Raw genomic sequence first — 22,113 nt, 5'->3', positions numbered from 1 at the left:
CCCCGCCGCCGACACCCATTACCGAACGGACAAGGAGTCATCGTGAACGACGAGACCGGACGACCCGAGCCCGCCGCGTCCCGGAACGCCTCCACCGGTGCGAGCAGCTGCTGTGGTGTCAGCGCCTGCTGTACCGACGCAGAGCAGAGCGTGAACCCGGACGTCACCGTCCAGCAGGCCAAGACCGACGCCGGCTGCGGCTGCGTCGAGGCCGGGACGCCGGACGGCCTTCCGGTCGTGGTGATCGGTGCGGGACCGGTCGGGCTGGCCGCCGCCGCCCATCTGGCCGAACGCGACCAGGACTTCCTCGTCCTGGAGGCCGGGGGAGAAGTGGGCGCGGCGATCTCGGAGTGGGGGCACGTCCGGCTGTTCTCGCCCTGGCGGTACGACACCGACGCCGCCGCCCGACGGCTGCTGGAGCCCACCGGGTGGCGTCTGCCCGACCCCGAGGCGCTGCCGACCGGCGCCGAACTCGTCCGCGACTACCTGGCTCCGCTCGCGCGGGTGCCCGCGCTGGCCGACCGGATCCGCACCGGCACCCGTGTGGCGGCGGTGACCCGGCAGGGAGTGGACGTGACCCGCACGGTCGGGCGTGAGGAGCGTCCGCTGCTGGTCCGCGCGGTCGGCCTGGACGGCGCGGTGGACGACGTCGCCGCCCGCGCGGTCATCGACGCGTCCGGCACCTGGGGCCGCGGCAACCCGCTCGGCCACTCCGGCCTTCCCGCCCCCGGCGAGGACCAGGCCGCCGCCCACATCACTGGCCCGCTGCCGGACGTGCTGGGCCGCGACCGCGCCCGCTTCGCAGGCCGCCACACCCTGGTGGTCGGGATGGGGCACTCGGCCGCCAACACCCTGCTCGCCCTGGCGGGACTCGCCAAGAACGAACAGGGCACCCGCATCACCTGGGCGGTGCGCGGCGCATCGGTGGCCCGGCTCTACGGCGGCGGCGACGCCGACGGCCTCCCCGCCCGCGGCGCGCTCGGCACCCGCCTGAAGGCGGCCGTGGACAATGGTGAGATCGACCTGGTCCGCGACTTCACCATCACCGGCCTGGCGATGCGGGATGATCGAGCTTCCGCTGGAGCGGTGCAGGTCACCGGCCAGACCTCGGACGGCTCTCGCGTCCTGCCGGCCGACATCGTGGTCGCCGCCACCGGATTCCGGCCCGACCTCGACATGCTGCGCGAGGTGAGGGTCGACCTCGACCCCGCCACCGAGGCCCCGGCCAAGCTCGCTCCGATGATCGACCCCAACTTCCACAGCTGCGGTACCGTCCCGCCGCACGGCGAACGCGACCTCGCCCACCCCGAGCCCGGCTTCTACCTGGCCGGGATGAAGAGCTACGGACGCGCACCCACGTTCCTCATGGCCACCGGCTACGAGCAGGTCCGCTCCATCGTCGCCGCGCTCGCCGGCGACCGCGAAGCCGCCGACTCCGTCCAGCTCGACCTTCCCGAGACCGGTGTCTGCTCCACCAGCCTGGTCACCGAAGACCTGCTGCCTGGCGCCGCCGACCAGGACGGCGGCTGCGGGACGTCGTGCTCCACCGAGGCGACGCCCGCCCCTGCCGCCCAGTCGGGATCCGTCGGCGGCTCGTGCTGCGGGCCCGCGGCTCCCGAACCGGTCAGCATCGGCGTCGGCGCACCCGCCGGCCTGGGGTTCGCGACCGGGCGCGTGCACGGCTACTCCGGCGAGTCCGGACATGGCGACGCCTGACGGGGCACCGACGACCCGATGAGCCGTGGCATTCCCGCTCCGGTGCCGTCGGCGGACACCTCCGCCGACGGCACCGGCGTGTCCCGCGTCCCGCTGCTCGCCCTCTGCGTCACCGAGATCACCAGCTGGGGCGTGCTCTACTACGCCTTCCCCGTCCTGTCGCAGGCCGTCACCCGTGACACCGGCTGGTCCACCGCGGCCATCACGGCCGCTTTCTCCGCCTCGCTGGTCATGGCCGCGCTGGGCGGCATCCCGGTCGGCCGCGCGCTGGACCGGCACGGCCCCCGCGTCCTGATGACCGGCGGCTCGGTGCTCGCCGTGGTCGCCGTCCTGGCCGTGGCCGCCGCACCGAACCTGTGGACGTTCACCGCGGCCTGGCTGCTGGCCGGCGTCGCGATGTCCGCCGTGCTGTACCAGCCCGCCTTCGCCGCGCTCACCCGCTACTACGCGCCGCACCACCTCGGCGCCCTGACCACACTCACGCTAGTCGCGGGCCTGGCCAGCACCGTCTTCGCACCACTCACGGACGCGCTGTCGTCCCACCTCTCATGGCGCGGCGTCTACCTCGTGCTGGTGGCGGTACTGGCCGTGGTGACCGTCCCGCTGCACCTACTGGCCCTGCGGCGCCCCTGGCCCCCGCCACCCGAAACCGCGCCGGACAGGCCCCGCCGCCCGCACGGCCGCACCCGGGCGAGCGTGTCCGGCACCGTGCGCAGCAGGCCGTTCCTGCTGCTTGCCACCGCGCTCACCTTGTCGGCGTTCGCGATGTACGCGGTGGTGATCAACCTCATCCCACTGCTCACCTCCCGCGGCGCCACCAGCGCCACCGCCGCCTGGGCACTCGGGCTCGGCGGGATCGGCCAGGTCACCGGACGCCTCGGCTACCGCGTGCTGGTCCGCCGTACCAGCGTCCGTGCCCGGACCGTCTGGATCCTCGCGCTGTCGGCCGCCACCACCGCGGCCCTCGCCGCCATCCCCGGCCCCGTAGCGCTGCTCATCGCCATCGCCTTCCTGGCGGGGACGACCCGCGGGATCGCCACCCTCCTCCAGGCGACCGCCGTCTCCGACCGCTGGGGCACGGCGTCCTACGGCGCCCTGTCCGGAATCCTCGCCGCTCCCATCACCACGGCCACCGCCGTGTCGCCCTTCGCCGGAGCCGCCCTGGCCGCCGGACTCGGCGGATACCCCCGCATGTTCCTGGTGCTGACCTTCGCCGCCGTCCTGGCCGCGGCACTCGCCGCCGGCACCGCCCCGGCCCGCACCACCACACGCCACCGATCGGCCGCACTGCCGACAAGGCCGGCTGCGCGCCTGGCGCCGCACAAGAGGAGGAGTGAGACATGAGCGCCGATGTTCTGGACGTGGCCGTCATCGGCGGCGGCCAGGCGGGCTCGGCGGCCGGCTTCTATCTGCGCCGCAGCGGCGTGGAGTTCGCCATCTTCGACGCGCAGGACGAGCCGGGCGGGGCCTGGCCGCACATGTGGGCGTCCCTAAGGCTGTTCTCACCCGCCCGCTACAGCTCCCTCCCGGGCCGGCCGATGCCGCCATGGAACCGCGGCTACCCACCAGCCGCGCACGTCGTCGACTACCTGACCGCCTATGAGAAACGCTACGAACTGCCGATACACCGGCCGGTGCGCATTGAGGCCGTACACCGCGACGGCGACCTGCTCCGCCTGGACAGCGCGACCGCGTCCTGGCGGGCCCGCCATGTCATCAGCGCGACGGGCACCTGGTGGAGCCCCTACCTGCCCTACTATCCCGGACGCGGCGACTACCAAGGCCGCCAACTCCACACCGTGCAGTACCACACGCCCGAGGACTTCCACGGGCAGCGGGTCGTCGTAGTGGGCGGAGGCAACTCCGCCGCCCAGATCACGGCAGACCTGGCCTCGCAGGCGACGACGATCTGGACGACCCCGCGTCCGCCGCGCTTCCTGCCCGACGACCTCGACGGGCGCGCCCTGTTCGAGCTGGCCAGCCGCCGTCTCCGCCGGCTCCGCGACGGGCACGCCGACTCCGGCGGCATCGGCGGGCTGGGCGATATCGTCGCCGTGCCCGCCGTCCGGGACGCCCGGGACCGAGGCCTCCTGCACGCACAGCCGATGTTCGACCGCCTCACCGCCACCGGCATAGCCTGGCGCGACGGCAGGACCGAGGACTGCGACGCGATCATCTGGTGCACCGGATTCCGGCCGGCACTGAGCCACCTCACGCCGCTCGGCCTGCGGGACGGGACGGGACACATACCGACCGGCGGCGGAACCCGGGCACTGGCCGAACCCCGGCTGCACCTGCTCGGCTACGGCGACTGGACCGGCCCCGGATCGGCCACCCTGGTCGGCGCAGGCAGAACCGCCCGAGACGCCGTCCGCGACATCACTTCCCAACTCGCCCCCGAATAGGCGCCGGCGCAGCTCGTACCGCAGCCATGTTCCGTGTCGCGTTCGACCTTGCTAGCAGTACACAATCACACAAGACAGTGTCATAGTGGAGTCGTGGAGGACGAGACACCCGAGTGCTGCCCCCCGGTTCTGGAACCGGGAGTGGCGCAGACCCTGCCGGCGCGGGCAGGCAAGCCGCCGCTGGCCGAACGGCCGTTGCTCGACCAACTGCAGGCGTCGCAACTCGTGGTGTTGTTCAAGGTGCTGGGCAACGACACCCGCCTGAGATTGCTGCACGCGCTCCATCGCGACGGCGAGGTGCCGGTGGGGGAACTGGCCGAGCAGGTGGGGATGCGGCCGCAGGCGATCTCCAATCAACTGCAGCGACTGACCGACCGGGGCATGGTGGCGGCTCGCCGGGACGGCAACCGGATCTTCTATTCGATCGCCGACCCCTGCATCCCCGCCGTGCTGGACCTGGCCTTGTGCCTGACCGAGGAGACGGCGGTGGCCGGTGATGACCCGACATGAGCAGAACGGTCTGACCAGGCGGCGTCCCAAGACGCGGCGTCTCCTGGGTGCCCGACTCCGTCCCACCAACCAGGCCGACACCGCCGCGGCTCCGAAGGTTCGACGCCCCGATGGTGGTCATCCGCGGGGCCGAGGACATGCACATCCCGCCCCTCTGAGGCGAGCGACCGCGCCGCGACGTCGCCGGCGCGAGCGGGCACCCCGGACGCCTGGTGATCGTGCCGGGCGTCGGCCATCTGCTGATGGAGAACGGCCCGAAGAGACCGGGCCGGCACCCGCGCAGCGGGCGGGTCCACCTCGGTGCCCTGGTCGTCGTCGCGGTCACCGCGTCCGGCATCGCCGCCGCCCGGCCCCGCACCTCCTACCTGCTGATCCTTGGAGCCTTGGCGGTCGCCGCCGCAGGCGTTGGACTCTCGGCCCGCCGGATGCGGTGGCACGGATGGCGCCACCACATCGCCGCCATGGCGATCTCCTACATCACCTTGCTGACCGCCTTCTACGTCGACGACGGTCCCCGGCTCCCGCTCTGGAAGCCGCTACCTCCGATCACCTTCTGGTTCCTCCCCGCGGGGGTCGGGCTGCCGCTGCTGCTACGGGCGCTCCACCGCTTCCCCTCATCGTCCAGACCGGATTCCACCTTCCGTGAGGAGACCGCCCCATGATCGAGCCAGACGACACCGACATGGCCGCTCCGTCCGGAGCAGAGGACGACGGCCAGGCGCGTGACCAGGTCCGAGACCACTACGCCGCCGTCGCCCGAGCGGTCACCGTCCAAACCGGCGGCTGCTGCTCCAACTCGCCCCAGGGCGACGACTGCTGCACCGCCCCCACCGGACTGGACGAACAAGGGTTCGGGGCCACCCGATACACCGAACACGACCGCTCACATCTGCCCACCGAAGTGCTGGCCGCAAGCCTCGGTTGCGGAAATCCGCTGAAGGTCGCCGAACTGGCAGACGGCGACACCGTCCTGGACCTGGGGTCGGGCGGCGGAATCGACGTCCTGCTGTCGGCCCGCCGCGTCGGTCCCGGCGGCAAGGCCTACGGCCTGGACATGACCGAGGAGATGCTCGAACTGGCCAGGCGCAACGCGCTCGAGGCCGGCGCCGCCAATGTGGAATTCCTCAAAGGCCACATGGAGGAGATACCGCTCCCCGACGACCACGTCGATGTGGTCATCTCCAACTGCGTGGTGAATCTGTCCACCGACAAGCCCGCGGTCTTCGCCGAAACCTATCGGGTCCTGAGGCCTGGCGGCCGGATCGGCATCAGCGACGTCGTCGCCGAGAACCACCTGACTCCCGACGACCGTGTCGCGCGCGGCGGCCACGCCGCCTGCATCGCCGGAGCCCTCACCTTCGCCGAGTACCGCGACCACCTGAGCGCCGCCGGCTTCATCGATGTCACCATCACCCCTGCACAGCAACTCACCGACGGAACGCACTCGGCGATGGTCCAAGCCACCAAACCTGAGACTTGACCTGTGTCTGGACCGAGGGCCGCTGGCCAGGTGTCAACTTAATGGCCGATCTTGGTTGTCAGTGGATGGCCGAGGTGAGGCGGCTCTCGAAGGCGATCTGGAACGCGTTCAGAGGGTGCCTTCCAGCATGGTCCACCGCTTGCGAACGGCAGGGTTCCTCTCCACAGCCCGGGAAGCCACGGGAGCCAGTCTCGGGAGGCACCATTGCGTCCCCCCGCACACACCCCGGAGTCGATCGCGACCTTGGGCGTGCTCAGGCGCGCCCGGGCGGCCCGCCAGGTGAGGTAGGCCAGGATCGCCAGGAAGGGGACGCCGTGAGCCGCCGCCTGGAGGCGCTCCCGGACGGGGGCGTGCCCCTCGGCGTCCCCTTGGTTGATCAGGCCGGGCACCGTCGGCCGGAGATCGCGTAGACCAGCAGGTAGAAGGTGCCGCCGACCAGAACCACTGCCGCGAAGACCATCAATGGCACGCCGAGCAGCAACTCCAGCCCGCCCAGCCTGATCTTGCGGGGCGGCCGGCCTTTGAGGTCGGCGACCACGGCGTCGGCTCCCGGCCTGGTCTGCTCGGACATGAATCGGACCCGATCCGCCTGATGAAACCCCTGTTCTCAGTTGCCCCGGTTGGGAGCTGGAGCGACTGCCGGGGCCGAGGAGCCTAAGCGGCGCCATCGCGAGTGCGGCCGGGAGCCGACAGGCTCGATCAGCCGATCGGTGGTGCGAGGTATTCCAGCGCATAACCGTCGCCGGAGGGGGTTACGCGGGCGATGCCGGGGGAGTCGAGGTGGGCGCCGGCTACGTAGTGGTGTGGTCGGGCCAGTTGATCGAGGAGCGCCCCTCGCGCGGCGCGGGCCTGGGACTGGTCGCCGTCGAGCTCCCAGGACACGTTCGGCTGCTCGAATTGGAGCGTGGGAACGTGAACGGTGTCACCCCAGACAAGAAGGTGACCGGTGCTGCTCCTGATGTCGTAGACGGTGTGACCGGGTGTGTGGCCCGGTGCCGGGACCGCGGTGGCCCATTCGTTGATCGCGACCGTCTCCGACACGGGCACGACCCTGTCACGGATCGGCTCGAGCCGCCCCGTGAACACCGAGGCGTCGCCCGCGCCGATCCATACACGCTCGAGTGCGGTGAAGGCCTCCGAGCCGTTCGGCGCGATCAGGCCGCTCACATGGTCTTCGTGCTTGTGGGTGATGGCCACGTCGGTGACCTGCGCACGATCGATTCCCGCTTCGTCGAGCGCGTCGTAGATCAATCCCATGGTGGGGTCGTGCCAGACGTCGGACGCACCGGTGTCGATGAGAACCGAGCGCGTGCCGTCGGTGACGAAGAAGGCGTTGACCGACAGCCGCAGGTTGTCGTCGGCCAGAGGGACGGCGGCCGGCAGCTCGTCGAGCGGGCGCCCCTCCTCGTCGCGGAGCCGTGTCGGTGGCATGTCGATGTACCCGTCTCGCAACGAGACCACCTGCAGGTCGCCGAATGCGAAGGTGGCGTGGTGCCGGCCACTCGAGATCAAACGCATGGAACCTCTGTCATGTAGGGCGCACGACGCGCGTCTCTGATAGAAGACAAATATCTTCTTTAGGAGAAACTATACACTTCGGCGGCGAGATACTCGTCGATTGAGGAGCACAGTGGTCGAGCGGGACAGAGACGCGGCCGAGTCACAGCACGGTGATGACCTGGCCGGCGCGTTCGGCGGTAACGTGCGGCGCCGTCGCGAGGAGGCGGGCCTGACGCTGGAGCAGTTGTCCGCACAGTCGTCGGTCAGCCGGGCAATGTTGTCCAAGGTCGAGCGCGGTGAGAAGAGCCCGACGATCGGCGTGGCGTCCAGGATCGCCCACGCGCTCGACGCGTCGCTGTCGGACCTGATCGGTGCACCGACCGCTGCCGTGTCAGGTGTGGCCATCGCCTTGCGCAAGCAGGACCGTCCCGTTTTCCGTGACCCGGAGACCGGCTTCGAGCGGCACATGGTGTCGGCGGCCCCGGGCGCGGGAGGAGCCGAGGTGATCGTCCACTATCTTCCGGCGCAGGTCTCGACCGGGCTGCTGCCCGCGTATCCGCCCGGTACGGAGAAACAGCTCGTGGTGCTCGAAGGCACCCTGACCGTTGCGATCGGCGGGATCAGCGAGACCCTGAACACGGGCGACTCCCTGTTCGTCCAAGCGGACACAGAGCACGGCTTCGCCAACCGAACGAACGCGCCCTGCGAATACATCATGGTCATCTCGCGGAGAACCTGATCGGCTGCAGCACATCCCTGACCTGCAGCAGGCGGCTGAGCGTTCCATTCCGGCCAGATGCTCCCGGCCCCTACCCGACACCAGCCAACGCGCCCTTGCTGCGGGTGAGGAGCCAGGCTGGGACGACTTGGCCCGAGTTGGCGCACGTGCCACGGCGAGTTGGAGACCAACCGCTCACCTCGGCTGGAGACGTCGGCGACGGCGCGGGCCTGGGAGACCGCAGCTCCCGGCGAGCTGGGTCCGCGAGATTCACGGTGCTCCTGGTGACATTTGCATCTACTGACCGGCCGTGATTGCGGCGAAGGTTTGGGGACCACGAAACCTCATCGCAAGGAGCACCCCATGGCCAGGCTGGTGGTCTGCAACATCATGTCTCTCGACGGCTTTTACGCCGACAACGACGGCAACCCGCTCGTACTGGAGATGGACGCCGCGTTCGACGCCTACAACCTGGAACGTCTGCGGGCGGCCGAGGCCCTACTGCTCGGCGCCGACTCGTACCGGATGTTCATGGGGTTCTGGCCCGCCCAGGCGGGCAACCCCGAGGCCTCGACGGTGAACCAGGAGTTCGGCGGAATCTACGGGCGAATCAAGGTGAACGTGATCTCCGATTCTCTCACGGGTGACGACATCGCCCCCTGGTCGGAGCAGACCACGGTGATCGGGCGTGGAGAGGCGGAGTCCCGGGTCAAGGAGCTCAAGCAGCAGACCGAAGGCGACCTGGTGACCTTCGGCAGCCGGATCACCTGGAACGCGCTCCTGCAGGCAGGCTTGGTAGACGAACTGCACCTGGTCGTCGGCCCCGCGGCGCTGGGCGCGGGCACGCCCCTCTTCACCGGCGCGTCGGGCCGGTTGGGCCTCGCGGAAGTCCGCAGGCTCGACGGCTCCGACAGTGTCGTGCTGCGGTACGAGGCGTCCGTCGCCTGATGAGCCTTCTGCTCATATCCGCCCGGCTCTGGTCATCAGCGGACGTCGCCGTCCCGCCGCAGCCCCTACCCTGGTCGTCCGCGACGGGAGGCCAGGTGGTGGACGGGGTCGAGCAGCGCTGGCATCTCGACCGCGTCGTCCGAGTGGCGCCGGGCGGCGCGGTCGCCTGCAGCGCGTTGTTCCCCACGTTGCAGGTGGCTCTCGCCTTCGGCTATCCGGGCGGCACCCGCGCAGCGCTCTGGAGCCTGGCCGCGACCGCGGCCTATCTACCGCTTCACCTGCGTCATCTTTGGCACGCGGCCCATGGCGCCCGACCGCCGGCCGGGCTCTGGACGCTGGCGGCCATGGCGGTCGTGATTCTCGGTGCGACACCGCTGGCCGGGGCCACGTGGGTGCGGGCCTATGTCGCGTTGATCGTATCGGCTGTCCTGGTACTGCCCAGCCGCTGGTCTTACGCGGTGAGTGTCGCGCTGGTCCTGGCGTCAGCTCCTGTGGGCTACGCGATGGGGCTGGCGTTGACGGAGGTGCCATGGGTGTGGTTCACCCTGATCTGCGGCAGTACGGCATTGCTCCTGCTGGTCTGGCTGCCGGCGGCGCTCATCCGCCTGCAGTCGGCCCGTGAAGCGCTGGCCCAGCAAGCGGTCGCGCAGGAACGCCGGCGGATCGACGACGACCTGCGCTCCACGCTCGGTGCCGCGCTGGCGGCGATCGCCGCCCGGGGAGAACGGAGCCGCGAACTGCTCGCGCAGAGTGATGAAGGCCGTCTCGAGGCAGAGCTGACCAGGCTCTCCGAGGACGCCAGGGCCACCCTCGCCGAGGCCAGACAGCGCGTGCGGGGCTATCGGCGGCCCTCGCTACGCGCCGAACTGGAGACCGCCGCCGCGCTGCTGTCGGTCGCAGGCATCACGACTCGCCTGGACCTGCCGCAGGGCCCGATCCAGGCGACGATCGGCGATCGGCCGCGAGCGGCCCTGCGCTCCACGGTCACCCGCCTGCTGCGCGACCGCACGGCCCGCGCGTGCGTGATCACGGTCTCCTCCCGCGGTGGCCGGATCCAGTTGGAGCTGCGCACCGACGACTCGGCCGAGACGATCGAGGTGGCCGCGTGAGCGGAATGATCCCGCCGGCTTGGGTGATGCGGCGCCCCCACTGGCCCCTGGTCGTGCTCATCGTGCTGTGGACCGCCCAGGCGCCGCTCTACACGACAGTCGGCCTGAGCGAGGGCACACGGCACAGCCCGCTCCTCGCCGTCCCGCTGGCGTCCGCCATCGGTGCCCTGCAGTTGCGGCACAGCCTGCACGTCGCTCGCGGAGAGCGGCCGAGGGGATGGCCCTGGACCCTCACCGCGCTTGTCCTTCTGGCCAACGTCCCGCTGCTGTGGTTCGGGCAGGACTGGGAGGCGCTGGGCTTGTTCGTCATCGCCTCGGCGATGTTGCTGCGCGGCTGGGCCAAATGGGCAGTGGCAGGCGTGCAGCTGCTCATCACCGAGCTGGTCGGCGTGCTGGGCGCGATGTCCCTGCCCGGGTCCACGACCACGTTGGTCGTCGTCATCGGCGTCTACAGCGTCGTCATGCCCGCCCTGTACGCGGGTGCGCTGATCGGCGGGACGCGGCTGGTGCAGCTGGTGAACGAGCTGTACACCACCAGGACTGAGCTGGCCGCCAGCGCCGTCGGGGAGGAACGCGTGCGGCTCTCGCGCGACCTGCACGACCTGCTCGGCCAGAGCCTGTCGGCGATCTCCCTGAAGGGCGACCTGGCGCTGCGGCTGCTCGCCAAGGACCCCGCCGCAGCCTGCGCCGAGATCGAAAGCCTGACCGAGGTGGCTCGGGAGGCGCTGCGCGACACGCGCGCCATCGCCCGTGACGAGCACGCCGTGTCGTTGAGCACTGAGCTCGACGGGGCGGCCGCCCTGCTCGGAGCCGCGGGAGTCCATACCCACCTGGACGTGGCCGAACTGCCGGCTCTTTCGGTTCCCGTCCAGAGCGCACTGGCCTGGGCGATCCGCGAAGGAACCACCAACTTGCTGAGGCACAGCCAGGCCCATTCCTGCGCCATCAGCTTGTCGCGCCATCAGGGCACGATCAGGCTGGAGATCATCAACGACGGTGTCCGCGGGACCGCCGAGCACGGCTCGGGCCTGTTCGGTGTCGCCGAACGGGCCCGCGCGGTCTCGGGAGAAGCGTCGGCCACGGTCCGCGACGGACGGTTCCGGTTCCGCGTCGAGGTCCCCGAGGAGGCCACGTGATCCGCGTCCTGATCGCCGAGGACATGCACATGATCCGCAGTGCGCTCGTCGCGCTCCTGACGCTGGAGGACGATATGGAGGTCGTCGCCGAACTGGAGCGCGGGGACACGGTCGTCGCCACCGCACTGCGCGTGCGGCCCGACGTCGCGGTGCTGGACATCGACATGCCCGGACTGGACGGGCTGACGGCGGCTGAGCATCTCCATGGCAAGCTGCCCGGCTGCCGCACCCTCGTGCTCACCGGGCTCAGCCAGCCCGGCAACCTCCTGAGGGCACTGAAGGTCCACGTCCAGGGCTTCATCGTCAAAGACGCCCCCGCGCGGACCCTCACCGACGGCATCCGCCGCATCGCCCGGGGCGAACGGGTCATCGACCCCGACCTCGTCGCCGCCGCCCTCGAAACCGGCAGCAGCCCCCTCACCGCCCGCGAGACCGAAGTTCTGCGCGTCGCCGCGACCGGCGTGCCGGTAACCCAGATCGCCATCGAGCTGTCGCTGTCCCAGGCCACCGTGCGTAACTACCTGTCGAACGCGATCGGCAAGGTCGGAGCCCGCAACCGCATCGACGCCATCCGCATCTCCCGCGACGCTGGCTGGCTCTAGACGAGCCGGGCAAACCGGCGACCACCCCGGCTTGCTGGGTCCGCCTGCTCCAGGCTGTCGGAATCAACGGCTTCGTTTCGGTGAGGTCGGTGCCTGGCGTGCGGTGACTCCAGGGGTGTCCTGTTCGCCCGTGCTGGCGACTTCGAGTGCGACCTCGCCTTGCTGGACAGCGATGGCCACGGATTGGCCGCTGGCGAGACTGCGTAGAACTCGCTGGCGAAGAGCTCGGCCGGTAGGGCGCCGAGGGCGGTGACCAAGGCGATGACTGCTTCGGCGACCTCCAGAAGCCGTTCAGCGCCATGGTGATCTCCCGGTGGAGGCGACCGGCCGCCCAACGCAGCCGCGCCAGGTGCTCGTCGACACCGTCGGGCCAGCGGCCAGCGGCCAGCGTGCTCGGCCAGGGCGGGTGCGTCCAGTCGAGGAGGAGGGGAACGGTGCAGAGTGCGGTAGAGAGCTCACGTGATCTTCCGAGTTCGTCTCGGGGCGGCGGTGGGTTAAGGCCGCCGTCGCCGCCTCAGCGGGGGCGCGGACGGCTGCAGGTCGGCGCGAGCCTGCGCGGCGTCCTCGCGCGCTGCCTCGCAGCATCGGCGCGCTTCCGTTCGGCGTCGGCGGTCTGCCGCTGGGCGACCTCGCGTAGATGCCGTTCCGCGGTGGCCTCCTCCTCGGCGGCCTGCTGGGCGCGCTGGGTCTCTGCGCCTGGAGGCGCGCCTGCCCAGCCTCCTCGGCAGTGGCGGCGACCGCGCCGGTCAGCAGTGCGGTGAGCGCGCCGGTCAGCAGTGCGGTGAGCGCGCCGGTGCGCTCTTCGGAGACGACGAGCAGTTGGACGAGCCGCGCCGCCTCGCCGCCCAGCTTCCGGGTGGGCGCAAGCTCGGCGGTGTCGCCCTTGCGCCCGGCCTTGTGGTGCGCGGGGCTGCAGTACTCGGCTTCCGGTGTGCCCGACCAGGTCGGCGATCGTCGCCAGCGGCACCCCGCTGTCACTCATGATCGAGACGAACGAGTGGCGGAGCCCGCGAGGAGTCCACTCCTCACCGATCCCGGCCCGCGAGGTGATCAGCGGCGCCCATATCATCCCGACCTGCGGTGCCGTCACGGCTGGACGGTGTGCCATTGGGGGCTCCTTAACGGAACAGCGCCGAGAAGTCGGCTTTTGCGGTCAGCGACGCGGCGACGCCTGTTCAGTCACCGACATTCGTCTGGCGTCTCGCCGTCCGCTTGCCGACGGGGCCGGCAGCCCGGGTGTGGTCGGTCATGTCAGTTCCTGTCCTGGTGACCCTGGCTGACGCTACGTCGCAGGCGCAGTGCGGAGACGAGGAAGAAGATGCCGCCGAGCAGGGCGTAGCCGGCCACGCTGGTCAGGGAAGCGTCTGCGCTCGACGCCATGAGGAAGAACGACGCGCCGGCCGGCACTGAGATCGCCCCGCTGGCGATCATCGCCCACTGTCCCCCCATGCGGCGCCGTCGGACGGCCACGACGAGCTGCACGATGCCGGCCACGACGGCCCATGCGCCCCAGACCCGCAGGACGGCCGACACCCCGGAGGTGCGGACGACGGCGAGCAGGACGGCGGTAAGGGTACTGATCGCGACGTTCACGTAGAGACCTGGAACGAATGCCTTCGCGGATCCGCCGCCCACATTGACCCGCGCGGAACGCGCATCGATGACGGCGGCAGCCACGTCGAACGCCGGGTACAGCACGATCAGCACCGCGGTCAGCGGGTTGATGCTCGACGCGGTCGGCCACAGCAGGGCCGCCCAGACGAGGGCGAAACCGAAACGCACGAGGTAGAGCCGCCGAAGTGTCGCTGCGACACCGGTCGCGGCCGGGGCGGTGACGGTCATGACAGATTCCCTTCATTGGGGGTGGATCAGCGCTGGACGAGCCTGGTCGTCGCCCGATCGCTGCGTGGCGGCCGCGATGGTCGTCCTCCATGACCTCAGCTCTACGTGCTGCTGGGCGGCCTGCCACGAGCTGGTCACGTCTCGGTTCGCCGTGACGCTTGAAGTAGAAAGACTGTTCTCTCTCCCAGGGCCGAGCCTGGCAGACGTCGTCCACGAATGCAAGACCGATCGTTCTTTCTGCTACGGTCAAGGCATGGCTACACCGATCCGTCCCGCGCACGAGGGCCAGAACAGCAGCGCGGGGAGGCGGGGGCGGTCAGAGGCCCGGGAACGGTTGCTGTCCACGGCCAGCGCCCTGTTCTATCGGGAGGGGATCCGAGCGGTCGGGGTCGAGCGGATCCTCGCCGAGGCCCCGGCCACGCGAGCGACGTTCTACCGGCACTTCCCCTCGAAGGAAGACCTCGTACTCGCCTACCTGCGCGGCGTTGACGCCCACATCCGCTCGGACACGCAGGCCGCCATCGAGGCCGCGCCGTCGCCGGCCGACGCGCTGCGTGCGATCGGTGCCGCCGTCGCCGATGACCTGGCCAGACCAGAGTTCCGCGGATGCGCTTTTCTCAATGCCGCGAACGAGTACCCCGGCCCCGACGACCCGGTGCGGCAGGTGGTCCTCGAACACCGGGCCTGGTACGTGGCCACGCTTACGGAACTGTTCACGCGGGTCTTCGGGGACTCACCGCGGCGCGGCAAACCAGAGCACGCCGCGAGGCACTTCGTCATGATGCGCGACGGCGCCATGACCGGTGCCCACCTCGACGGCGTCGAGAGCGTCGGGGGCGCTTTCCAGCGCGGCGTTGAGGGCCTCCTCACCGTCCTCCACTGAGCATCTGCCGGCCTCGCAGTAGCCGATCGACGTAACCCGATGCAGATCAGGAGAGCCGGAGGTCTGGCCGCTCGCGCTACGCCTGCTGGGATTCGCCGTACTCCACGTCACCGCCCCTCCTGATGGTGGGTGAGGCCCGCCCGGCGTGGCTATCACCAGCCCGGGACGGGACGCCGAGTCACCTGTCGGCGTCGTGGTCGGTCGCTCAAACCAGGTGGTGCCGGGGCTCTCAGGCTTCGACAGGGCTGGGGTCATGCCATCCGGCAGCGAGAGGGGCCGGCGACCGGTCGCTGCACTGAAGTCGACCGTGCCGCCGTTGAGCAACGCCATCCGCAGCTACGAAAAGGTCGGCTGCCGCCCGGTCGGTGTCATGCGCCCGTACGAACGCGACATCGACGGCACGTGGCACGACCTTCTCCTCACGGACCTCCTATCCAACGAGTTGGCCGATCCCGCCCAGGCAGCGAGCGAAGTGAACGCGCTAGCTAGGCGCATGTGGGACTGGCGGCCAGCACAGCCCCGCACCTGTCATAAAGCGATCGTGAACGAACGCCCAACGCGCGCACCGAACGCAGTCCTGGAGCCCGCTACTGCCAGACCCGGACCGCTCCTCCTCGTGGGCCCAATCAGGCGTCGGCCGCAGCGGCCATCGCCCTGACCGCCTGTTCGGCCTCATCGGTGGTGTGTCGGCCGAGACCGCAGGCCGTGGCTACCGCGTACGCGTTGCGGCCCGCGGCGGCCTCGAACAGCCGCAGGCTCTCGACGCCGCCCGCCGGGTCGGCCGCCGCTGCGATCCCCGCGATGACCTGCCACTTCGGGGTGAGCCCGCTCAGCGGCCGGTAGAACGCCTCGGTACGCGGCGCAGGGTGCGCGCCGTAGGCCGCAGGAAGGTGCACCGGCGGCAGACGCCGGCCGCGGCGGCGCAGCGCGTCCGCGAGGAGGTTGAGGTATCGGACGGCCGAGCCGAGGTCGCGGGGCGCGAACATTTCTGTGTTGCGGTAGTTGCCGTAGCACAGATGCAAGATCACCTGAGCGTCGTCGGGGAAGCGCGCGATCAGGCTCGCGACCTGGCCGGCCATGAGCCGCGCGGCCAGGGCCGGGCCTCCGGGCGCCCGCCTGGCCATGTCCATGCCGATCAGCACGGACGGCGTCTCAAGCTGCCAGACGACGTCCGGTCCGGCGTGGGCCGCCAGGTCCGCCACCTCGTCCACGACGGCCTGAGTGAACACCGGCAGATACCGAAGCGACAGCCACGGCCGGCCGGCGAACACGAAGATCGCCAGGTCGAGCGGACTTGGGAGGCTGATCTGCAGGCGGGTGTCGGCGATCTCTGGGCGCTCGGCGCGCAGCGCACGGAACTCGTCCACGATCTTGCGCAACCGGTCGGCGCGGCGCATCGACACGTCATCGGGCCGCAACCGCCGACCGCGCCGTACGCCGTACCTGCGCATGTCGTCGTAGTCGGCGTACTCGCCGGCCCGCTTGATCTCGAACGCCTCCCGTCCGGCGAGATCGCGCAGGTAGGCGATGACCCAGTTCGGATCGAGATCGCAGGGCAGGGAGATCAGCCGGTGGCCGCGGGCATGATCGAGGATCCACTCCATGGCCTGGCGAGGGCTGGTGGACAGATCCGGCGGCAGACTGCCTACAAAATGGATGGAACGTTGCATAGTCCATATTTCAGCACTGTGCTGTATCTAAGGTGTCAAAAACGCATAACGGTGATTCAGGATCGTCCCGCGTCACCGGCTCCACTAGCCGCCTGCCTCACAGCCGGGCGCCAGGACCAGCTCGGCGGCCAGGCGCGACTGAGCCTCGTGGTGAATGCCAGGCTCTGGGAGGGGCGACGTAGGAGAGCTGCGCGAGTCGGCGGGGGAGTGGCCGCGGGCTCTCACCAAGACGCCGACGGGAGGCGGTTTGAAGCGTCGGTGCTGGCGCCGATGGCGGGGGTGGACGCGTCTACGGTGCATGCGGCTTGTCGGAGGCTCGGCGCCACCAGGCCGACCACGCCGCCGACGAGCTGGCCCGCTTCACCGCGTTCGAGGAACGCGGCGGCGCACTGACCGCTCAGACTCCCTCCGGCGACGGCACCGCCGCCCCCGACCGCGTGAGCAGGCCGCCGCGCTCGCCACCGCGACCACCGCTCAAGCCCGCGCCCGCGAGCACCTGACCGACCTCGAACGGCAGGCCGCCGCTGTGAGCGGATCATGTAGGACACCGGTAAGAACCGGCTGCTGTCTGCGGTTCCGTCCACGTCCAGGCACTTGCCGCTGTTGGCACTGATCAGCTTGTAGTAGCCATCACCCGAATCGATGAACTGCGAGTCCTGGGCCGGGTGGGTGTTGCAGTTCCACTGCTGCACGTTCGTGCCGTTCTCTGTTCCGGCTCCCGCGACATCCAGGCAGTGGCCGGAGTTGACGTTCAAGGCGCTCAAGGCCCGGCCGGGCAAGCCCCCGGCACGGCAGGGACATCGGTCTCAGCCAAGGCGCCCGCACCGGTATGGCCGGAACCCGGCGAGGGCTTTGCGGATATGGCCGGTCTTCGCGCCGACACGAAGGTTCTCCGGGCAGGTGTGGTCGATGATATACCCACCAACGGCCCATTTCGTTGGGCCAGAAATGGACTTAATTCGGCATATCGCGAAGATGGTTAGCCTTTTTGTGGTTACAGCAGGGGGTACCGTAAAATTGACTGCACGCATGGGAATGGTTCAAATTCTTGTTCGGCTACTTGGAGGAACAAGTCTCTCCTTGCATGCGATGGAGGCCGCCGGAAGAGGTATAGCCGCTGACTCGAGGGCTAATATCTGGATGCTCGATGTAGGAAAAATCGATGTCGCACCGGAACCTCTCGCTGAATGGTGTGAAGGCTATGAAGATCTGCTGGAGGAACTCGAGTATCTAGCTTCATGGTGGGAAGGTGAACGGCCTCCGGTCGCTTCCTTCGACGTTAAAATAAACGATTGGGTTGGCCGGCTAGAATCGCATGTGGCATCGACGAACTTGATAGGCGACTCCTGACCGCAGGCGGGTGAACCGTCGTCGGCGGCGGAGGTCGCGGCGCCGGCGGCGGGGGCGTCCGCCCGATTCTGTGTCGCGTCGCCGCTCGGATCCCGTGCCGCTGGCCAACGGTTGCTGCAAGCCGATCTGCAGTGAGGACACACAACGGCCGGGTGGACGCCTTCTGGGCGCGGTGGATGTGCGGCGCGGCGGGCAGCGGTCAGGTGGTTGCTCGCGAGCGGGCTTCGGCGGCCCAGTGGGGTGCGTTCCATTGGGCGGCGATGGCGGCGGCCCGGGCGAAGTGGTCGGCGGCCTCGTGGTCGCGGCCGAGGAGGACGGCCAGCTCGCCGAGGGTGTGGGCGACCGGTCGCAGTGCCACCGCCGTGCTCTCGGCGCCCGCGGGTGGACCGTTGCGGTGTGGAAGCAGCGTCGCGTAGATCTCTTCGGCTGCGTCGCGGTCGTTCAGGGCGACGATCGCCATCGCGCGCAGCGTTGTGAGGAAGGTGAAGAAGAAGTCGGGACGGATCGGGCCGGATGACGCGCGGACTTCGCGGGCTTCGGTGTCCAGGCCGTTGGCGTGCAGGGCGAGCGCGAGCAGGTCGGTGGTCATGGGGTCGAGCACGGCGTGGACGGCGCGCACGTCGTCGAGATGCGCTCCGAGCGTGCCGTCGTTCAGCCAGATGACGGCCAGGGCGAGTTGGAGAAAGCCCGCGGCGTGCACCGATCCGGTGCGCCGCATGCCCTCGCCGGCCTTGTTGTAGAGGTGTGCGGCGTCGGCGAACCGGCCTTCGATGAGCGCCAGGGTCGCCAGCGTGATCTCGGCGACGGCGATCGCCTCGGGCATCCGGTAGGTGCGCGCGAGATCCAGGGCCTCGGCGGTCACCCGGCGCATGGTCACCGGGTCGTTGGCAGCGGCGGCGATGGCGGCGTGGTGCAGCCGCCCGGTGATGCGGTACACCGGCAGGTCGTGCTCCGTGCCGATCTCCACGAGCTCCTGGGAGAGTTCGGCGTCGCCATGGACTTCGGCCAGGATCTCGAGTGCAGCGGCCCGCAGGCGGGGGCCGGTGGCGAGGTCGAGGGCCTCCTGAGCCGCTTCCAGAACGGTCGGGTCGTCCTCGCCGACCAGCTCGTTCGCGTACGCCGTCAGGAGCCGGGACCGCACCGACGGGGTCAGTTCGCGCTCGAGCAGGCGGCTCAGGCGGTCGACGATGGGCCGGTCCACCGTTCCGTACGTACGGGTCTGCCAAGGGGTCGGCTCTGTCCACGCGGTGAATGCGGCGATCATCAGGTCGTCGCGACCCAGGGACTCCGCGTACTCCACGGCTTCACGGCGTGTCTCGCGGGCGGCCGCGATGGCTCCCGCCCGGATCTGCGCGCGCAGGAGCCTGCCGAGCAGTTCGACGTGTTCGTCCGGTCCGGTCGAGTTGGCGACGGCGTCGCTGAGGAGGCAGGCCGCCACGTCGTGGGCGTAGCGGGCCTCGGCGAGCTCGGCGGCTTGGACGCAGTAGCCGACGGCCTTGGGTGAGCCGGCGCGCGCGTAGTGGTGGGCCAGCGCCGCGATGTCGTCGGTGCCTTCGAGAGCGGCGGCGATCCGGGCGTGCATCCGGGCTGCGCGGAGGCGGCTGAGGTCGGCGACGAGCGTGTCTTTGACGAGGGCGTGGACGAAGCGGACGAGGCCTGGGCGGGGCTCGTCGAGGAGTCCGGAGATGACGCCCGCGTCTAGCGCGTCCAGCACGCCGTCCTCGTCGGTGTCGGCGGCCTTGACGAGGACGTCCACCGGGCTCTCCCGGCCTGCGACCGCGGCGAGCCGGAGGATGGACACGGCTCCCTCGGGCAGGCGCGCCAGCCGGCGGCGCAGGACGTCCCGCACGCCTTCGGGGACCTCGGAGAGGGCGACCAGCGCCCCTTCGCCGTTCAGCAGCCGGGCGCTTTCGCGCACGTAGAAGGGGTTGCCGCCGGTGCGCTCGGCGATCCCGGCGATGGTCTCCTCGTCCGCTTCGCATTCGGTCCGCACGAGCTCCGCGACGGCCTCGTCGCTCAGACCCGGCAGCGCCAGGCGGAGCGGTGCGGCACGCGCGAGCGAGGCCAGCATCTCGGTGAGGTGCCCGCTTTCGTCCGCGCGGTACGCGGCGACGACCAGGATCGGGGCCCGCAGGCCGAGGCCGCCGCCGAGCAGCTCCAGCGTGGCGGCGTCGGCCCAGTGCAGGTCGTCCAGCACGACGGCGACCGGGCGTTCCGCGGCGACCTCCGCGAGCCACTTCCAGGTGGCCTGGCGCAGGCGGAACCGTCCGGCGGTGGCGTCGGCGTTCACCGGTCCGGTGTCGGTGAGCAGCGGCGCGAGATCGTCGCCGAACTCTCCTGGGGCCGTGGTCGCGGCGACGGCTTTCAGCGCCTCGGTCCAGGCCCACGCGGGCGGCGCGCTGTCGACCTCGAGGCAGTGGCCGGCGGCGACCAGCCATCCCTCCCGTTCGAGCCGCCTGCCCAGGTGCTCCAGCAGCGTCGACTTGCCGAGCCCGGCCTCGCCGGTGACGAGGGCGACGCGGGCGCCGTCGGTGACGGCCTGGGCGGCAGCCGTGACCAGCGCCGACAGCTGTGTCTCGCGCCCGACGAACGGAGTTTCGCCGATCGGCGCCGGCTCCGGGGGAGGGGCCGTCCGCGGCGGCGGGGCGGTGAGCGGTGGTGTGGGCGCCTGCGGTGTCCGGGGCACGATCGTGCGTAGGACGTCGGTGCGCTGGGTGAGGATCGCCTTTTCCAACGCCGTGAGGTCAGGGCCGGGGTCGAGCCCGAGCTCCTCGGCCAGGACGCCGCGGGCGCGGCGGAGCGTCGCCAGCGCGTCGGCCTGGCGGCCGCTGCTCCACAGTGCCAGGGCGTGCAGCCGCCAGCCCTCCTCGCGCAGCGGCTCGTCGCGGGTGAGCCGCTCGGCCTCGGGGACCATCGCGGCGGGGTCGCCGATGCGCAGACCCGCCGCGACGTGCAGCTCGGTGGCGGTCAGTCGCAGCTCGTTCAGCCGGGCCGTCTCGGCGGCGGCCCACGGCTCGTCGGCGACCTCGGCGAACGCCGGTCCCCGCCACAGCCCGAGCGCCTCGGCGAGCCGGTCCTTCGCGGTGCGCGGGTCGGTGTCGGTCCGGGCAAGGCCGAGTAGCTCCTCGAACCGCCATGCGTCTACCGACTCCGGTGGCAGCCGCAGGGCGTACCCGGGTGCGGCGCTCACCAGCAACCGGGCCGGCGTGCGCGGCGGACGTCCGGGCTCCAGCAGCCGGCGGAGGTTGGACACGTACGCCTGCAAGGACATCAGCGCCCGCGCGGGCGGCTCCCCCCGCCACAGATCCTCGATCATCCGGTCGACCGGCACGACCTGCCCGCGCGCCGCCACCAGCAGGGCCAGCACGCCCCGCTGCCGCGGGCCGCCGAGGTGGACGGACTCACCGTTCACCTCGGTCGCGAACGCGCCCAGCACCCGGACGAAAACCATGATCCGCACATCGTACGGGGACGTTCCAAGTCGGCTCCAAGTCCCCTCCAAACCCCCGGGAGCAGTCTGAACACGTCGCAAACCGGCGAGGGGCAGGGAACAGATGAGCGTCAACACCCGGGACATGGGGATCGTCCACAGCGCGTTCGCCACGAGTCTCGGCAGCTGGTGGAGCTCGTCGCGGCCGTCGCCCCGCGTGACATCGCCCCCGCGAAGGTCGCGCCGGTCCGCGGCAGAACCCTTCCCACTCTGACCATCAAGGGAGAACGACCATGTCGCAGAAGAAGCTCAACACCGTCCTGGCCACCGCCATCGTTCTGTTCACCCTCTACCTCGGTCGTCCTTCGTCCTGCCCTTCGGGACGTCCTTCCCAGGTCTGCGGAACTGGCCCTCTGACGACAGCGGCTTCCCGATCGTTAAGGGCAGCCGCGAAATCGCGATGGGCCTGGCCATGGGCGCCCTGCTGGTGACGGCCCACCGCCGTGCCCTGGGCTGGGTCCTACTGATGACGGCCGCCGCCCCGTTCGCCGACATGGTCAACGTCCTGGCCCACCACGGCCCCATGGCCGCCGCGTTCGGCGTCCACGGCCTTACCTCGGCACTGATCGTGGCCACCGGCCTGCTGATCCTCCGCGAGACCGGCAAAGCCCGCAAGGCCCCCGAAACCGCCACGGTCCCCGAGGCCGTCGCGCCGACGCCCGCCGCGCAGTCCGCCTGATGCCCCCGACAGGCACCTCATGGAAATCCTCACCCCGGGCGACACCGGGTCGTAAGGCCGATCACCGCCCGGCCA

At 70.5% G+C, this 22,113-nt stretch carries 20 protein-coding genes and 1 pseudogene; 15 read left to right on the top strand and 6 right to left on the bottom strand.

The features are described from left to right. Window positions 1-42 precede the first annotated feature (42 nt). The 6 genes from BJY14_RS03560 to arsM all read left to right on the top strand — a co-directional run bounded on the left by BJY14_RS03560 (window position 43) and on the right by arsM (window position 6,111). On the top strand, window positions 43-1,716 hold the full coding sequence (locus tag BJY14_RS03560) for an FAD-dependent oxidoreductase (protein ID WP_312878951.1): 1,674 nt from the start codon (window positions 43-45) through the stop codon (window positions 1,714-1,716). A gap of 18 nt (window positions 1,717-1,734) precedes the next feature. Continuing rightward, window positions 1,735-3,060, top strand: a complete 1,326-nt coding sequence (locus tag BJY14_RS03555; RefSeq protein WP_179842281.1) for an MFS transporter — start codon at window positions 1,735-1,737, stop codon at window positions 3,058-3,060. Next, entirely contained in the window at window positions 3,057-4,121 is a 1,065-nt protein-coding gene (locus BJY14_RS03550) for an ArsO family NAD(P)H-dependent flavin-containing monooxygenase (RefSeq protein WP_179842280.1), read from the top strand. The genes BJY14_RS03555 and BJY14_RS03550 overlap by 4 nt, the downstream gene beginning before the upstream one ends. A gap of 93 nt (window positions 4,122-4,214) precedes the next feature. Then, window positions 4,215-4,631 (top strand): ArsR/SmtB family transcription factor, encoded by a 417-nt coding sequence (locus BJY14_RS03545; protein ID WP_218905052.1) that lies wholly within the window; start codon window positions 4,215-4,217, stop codon window positions 4,629-4,631. A 212-nt stretch (window positions 4,632-4,843) separates the two neighbouring features. Beyond that, complete coding sequence (locus BJY14_RS03540) at window positions 4,844-5,293, top strand: DUF2306 domain-containing protein (protein ID WP_179842279.1); 450 nt, start codon at window positions 4,844-4,846, stop codon at window positions 5,291-5,293. Then, the gene (arsM, locus tag BJY14_RS03535) at window positions 5,290-6,111 is read left to right on the top strand and encodes an arsenite methyltransferase (RefSeq protein WP_218905050.1); all 822 of its coding nucleotides are present in this window, start codon (window positions 5,290-5,292) and stop codon (window positions 6,109-6,111) included. Before BJY14_RS03540 ends, arsM begins: the two co-directional genes overlap by 4 nt. A 376-nt stretch (window positions 6,112-6,487) precedes the next feature. On the opposite strand, the gene BJY14_RS03530 is transcribed toward arsM, so the two are convergent. Then, a complete protein-coding gene (locus BJY14_RS03530) occupies window positions 6,488-6,682 on the bottom strand; it encodes a hypothetical protein (protein ID WP_179842278.1) in 195 nt (64 codons plus the stop codon). Window positions 6,683-6,810: 128 nt separating this feature from the next. Continuing rightward, window positions 6,811-7,629 (bottom strand): MBL fold metallo-hydrolase, encoded by an 819-nt coding sequence (locus BJY14_RS03525; protein ID WP_179842277.1) that lies wholly within the window; start codon window positions 7,627-7,629, stop codon window positions 6,811-6,813. 112 nt (window positions 7,630-7,741) lie between these two features. On the opposite strand from BJY14_RS03525, the gene BJY14_RS03520 reads away from it, so the two are divergent. From BJY14_RS03520 to BJY14_RS03500, 5 genes are all read left to right on the top strand, one after another. Beyond that, window positions 7,742-8,350, top strand: coding sequence for a helix-turn-helix domain-containing protein (locus BJY14_RS03520; RefSeq protein WP_179842276.1), 609 nt, complete (start codon window positions 7,742-7,744; stop codon window positions 8,348-8,350). Between the two features lie 342 nt (window positions 8,351-8,692). Beyond that, on the top strand, window positions 8,693-9,277 hold the full coding sequence (locus BJY14_RS03515; protein WP_179842275.1) for a dihydrofolate reductase family protein: 585 nt from the start codon (window positions 8,693-8,695) through the stop codon (window positions 9,275-9,277). Window positions 9,278-9,375: 98 nt separating this feature from the next. Then, a complete protein-coding gene (locus BJY14_RS03510) occupies window positions 9,376-10,386 on the top strand; it encodes a sensor histidine kinase (RefSeq protein WP_179842274.1) in 1,011 nt (336 codons plus the stop codon). Between the two features lie 5 nt (window positions 10,387-10,391). Next, the gene (locus BJY14_RS03505) at window positions 10,392-11,522 is read left to right on the top strand and encodes a sensor histidine kinase (protein ID WP_246396469.1); all 1,131 of its coding nucleotides are present in this window, start codon (window positions 10,392-10,394) and stop codon (window positions 11,520-11,522) included. Further along, on the top strand, window positions 11,519-12,124 hold the full coding sequence (locus BJY14_RS03500; RefSeq protein ID WP_179842272.1) for a response regulator transcription factor: 606 nt from the start codon (window positions 11,519-11,521) through the stop codon (window positions 12,122-12,124). The genes BJY14_RS03505 and BJY14_RS03500 overlap by 4 nt, the downstream gene beginning before the upstream one ends. A 1,251-nt stretch (window positions 12,125-13,375) precedes the next feature. Here the strand turns inward: BJY14_RS03500 and BJY14_RS03490 are convergent. Then, window positions 13,376-13,966 (bottom strand): DUF308 domain-containing protein, encoded by a 591-nt coding sequence (locus tag BJY14_RS03490; protein WP_179842270.1) that lies wholly within the window; start codon window positions 13,964-13,966, stop codon window positions 13,376-13,378. A 253-nt stretch (window positions 13,967-14,219) separates the two neighbouring features. Here BJY14_RS03490 and BJY14_RS03485 point away from each other — a divergent pair, with 253 nt between their 5' ends. After that, window positions 14,220-14,849 (top strand): TetR/AcrR family transcriptional regulator, encoded by a 630-nt coding sequence (locus BJY14_RS03485; RefSeq protein WP_179842269.1) that lies wholly within the window; start codon window positions 14,220-14,222, stop codon window positions 14,847-14,849. A 626-nt stretch (window positions 14,850-15,475) separates the two neighbouring features. On the opposite strand, the gene BJY14_RS03480 is transcribed toward BJY14_RS03485, so the two are convergent. After that, a complete protein-coding gene (locus BJY14_RS03480) occupies window positions 15,476-16,519 on the bottom strand; it encodes a uroporphyrinogen decarboxylase/cobalamine-independent methonine synthase family protein (RefSeq protein ID WP_179842268.1) in 1,044 nt (347 codons plus the stop codon). Window positions 16,520-16,824: 305 nt separating this feature from the next. Here BJY14_RS03480 and BJY14_RS44835 point away from each other — a divergent pair, with 305 nt between their 5' ends. Continuing rightward, window positions 16,825-17,019: a hypothetical protein gene (locus tag BJY14_RS44835; RefSeq protein WP_246395782.1), complete on the top strand. Its 195-nt coding sequence runs from the start codon at window positions 16,825-16,827 to the stop codon at window positions 17,017-17,019. A 75-nt stretch (window positions 17,020-17,094) separates the two neighbouring features. Here BJY14_RS44835 and BJY14_RS47635 read toward each other — a convergent pair. Then, window positions 17,095-17,274, bottom strand: a pseudogene (locus BJY14_RS47635) (RICIN domain-containing protein); the annotation flags it as partial. A gap of 154 nt (window positions 17,275-17,428) precedes the next feature. On the opposite strand from BJY14_RS47635, the gene BJY14_RS03470 reads away from it, so the two are divergent. After that, window positions 17,429-17,869, top strand: a complete 441-nt coding sequence (locus BJY14_RS03470) for a hypothetical protein (RefSeq protein WP_179842266.1) — start codon at window positions 17,429-17,431, stop codon at window positions 17,867-17,869. A gap of 199 nt (window positions 17,870-18,068) precedes the next feature. Here the strand turns inward: BJY14_RS03470 and BJY14_RS03465 are convergent, their stop codons facing one another. Further along, the gene (locus BJY14_RS03465; RefSeq protein ID WP_179842265.1) at window positions 18,069-21,320 is read right to left on the bottom strand and encodes an ATP-binding protein; all 3,252 of its coding nucleotides are present in this window, start codon (window positions 21,318-21,320) and stop codon (window positions 18,069-18,071) included. Window positions 21,321-21,669: 349 nt separating this feature from the next. Between BJY14_RS03465 and BJY14_RS44310 the strand changes: the two genes are divergently transcribed. After that, on the top strand, window positions 21,670-22,038 hold the full coding sequence (locus tag BJY14_RS44310; protein WP_376770035.1) for a DUF4267 domain-containing protein: 369 nt from the start codon (window positions 21,670-21,672) through the stop codon (window positions 22,036-22,038). Window positions 22,039-22,113 lie beyond the last annotated feature (75 nt).

This window comes from Actinomadura luteofluorescens, from assembly GCF_013409365.1.
Classification (GTDB): Bacteria; Actinomycetota; Actinomycetes; order Streptosporangiales; family Streptosporangiaceae; genus Spirillospora; species Spirillospora luteofluorescens.
The sequence above is the reverse complement of the archived record's forward strand: the minus strand, read 5'-3'. Positions and strand labels throughout refer to the sequence as shown.

What these genes read in the sequence shown, in the direction of transcription:
- BJY14_RS03555 (WP_179842281.1), top strand. Translation starts at nt 1,735, where the DNA reads ATGAGCCGTGGCATTCCCGCTCCGGTGCCGTCGGCGGACACCTCCGCC.
- BJY14_RS03550 (WP_179842280.1), top strand. Translation starts at nt 3,057, where the DNA reads ATGAGCGCCGATGTTCTGGACGTGGCCGTCATCGGCGGCGGCCAGGCG.
- arsM (WP_218905050.1), top strand. Translation starts at nt 5,290, where the DNA reads ATGATCGAGCCAGACGACACCGACATGGCCGCTCCGTCCGGAGCAGAG.
- BJY14_RS03530 (WP_179842278.1), bottom strand. Translation starts at nt 6,682, where the DNA reads ATGTCCGAGCAGACCAGGCCGGGAGCCGACGCCGTGGTCGCCGACCTC.
- BJY14_RS03525 (WP_179842277.1), bottom strand. Translation starts at nt 7,629, where the DNA reads ATGCGTTTGATCTCGAGTGGCCGGCACCACGCCACCTTCGCATTCGGC.
- BJY14_RS03515 (WP_179842275.1), top strand. Translation starts at nt 8,693, where the DNA reads ATGGCCAGGCTGGTGGTCTGCAACATCATGTCTCTCGACGGCTTTTAC.
- BJY14_RS03505 (WP_246396469.1), top strand. Translation starts at nt 10,392, where the DNA reads ATGATCCCGCCGGCTTGGGTGATGCGGCGCCCCCACTGGCCCCTGGTC.
- BJY14_RS03490 (WP_179842270.1), bottom strand. Translation starts at nt 13,966, where the DNA reads ATGACCGTCACCGCCCCGGCCGCGACCGGTGTCGCAGCGACACTTCGG.
- BJY14_RS03485 (WP_179842269.1), top strand. Translation starts at nt 14,220, where the DNA reads ATGGCTACACCGATCCGTCCCGCGCACGAGGGCCAGAACAGCAGCGCG.
- BJY14_RS03480 (WP_179842268.1), bottom strand. Translation starts at nt 16,519, where the DNA reads ATGCAACGTTCCATCCATTTTGTAGGCAGTCTGCCGCCGGATCTGTCC.
- BJY14_RS03470 (WP_179842266.1), top strand. Translation starts at nt 17,429, where the DNA reads ATGATATACCCACCAACGGCCCATTTCGTTGGGCCAGAAATGGACTTA.
- BJY14_RS03465 (WP_179842265.1), bottom strand. Translation starts at nt 21,320, where the DNA reads ATGGTTTTCGTCCGGGTGCTGGGCGCGTTCGCGACCGAGGTGAACGGT.